The 508-nt window shown below is 33.5% G+C and carries 1 protein-coding gene; it reads right to left on the bottom strand.

The features are described from left to right. Window positions 1-129 precede the first annotated feature (129 nt). Window positions 130-396: a transposase gene (locus tag GNY06_RS07425; RefSeq protein WP_166519486.1), complete on the bottom strand. Its 267-nt coding sequence runs from the start codon at window positions 394-396 to the stop codon at window positions 130-132. Window positions 397-508: the final 112 nt, after the last annotated feature.

The raw sequence follows: 508 nt of genomic DNA, 5'->3' as shown, positions 1-508 counted from the left end.
TATTGTCGTCTTTTATGGATTTATAATGAAGCGTAATACGACTCATTTTAAGAATACTACATGCCTTGCTCACGTATTGATGATATTCTATACGAAGCTTATCAACCATATCCATCTTGTGGTAAGGCTTTAGAGCTTTTTTTCTAAAATATACTTGGCTACATCCAATTCCATGGCTAAATTAGCATACATACGCTTTAAGCGTCTGTTTTCTGCTTCTAGTTCTTTCACTTTCTTCATTTCACACGCTACCATACCTCCGTACTGTTTTCGCCAGATATACAGTGTTTCTCTGCTAATGCCATAGCTGCGTACAAGCTCTTCTATAATTCTACCATTATCGAATTCCTTCAAAATACTGGAAATCTGATTCGCAATGAATTGTTTATTTTTCATAATATATAATCCTAAATTTAAACTTTTTGTCTAAATTATAGTCGTACTATTTATGGGGGAGTTTACACCAAAACTAATCAGAGAACTTATGCTGAAGATAATCCACGTTAAT

It is taken from the genome of Elizabethkingia argenteiflava (assembly GCF_009904105.1).
Taxonomy (GTDB): Bacteria; Bacteroidota; Bacteroidia; order Flavobacteriales; family Weeksellaceae; genus Elizabethkingia; species Elizabethkingia argenteiflava.
Note: the sequence above shows the minus strand (reverse complement) of the source record. Positions and strands in the feature narration are given on the sequence as shown.

What these genes read in the sequence shown, in the direction of transcription:
- GNY06_RS07425 (WP_166519486.1), bottom strand. Translation starts at nt 396, where the DNA reads ATGAAAAATAAACAATTCATTGCGAATCAGATTTCCAGTATTTTGAAG.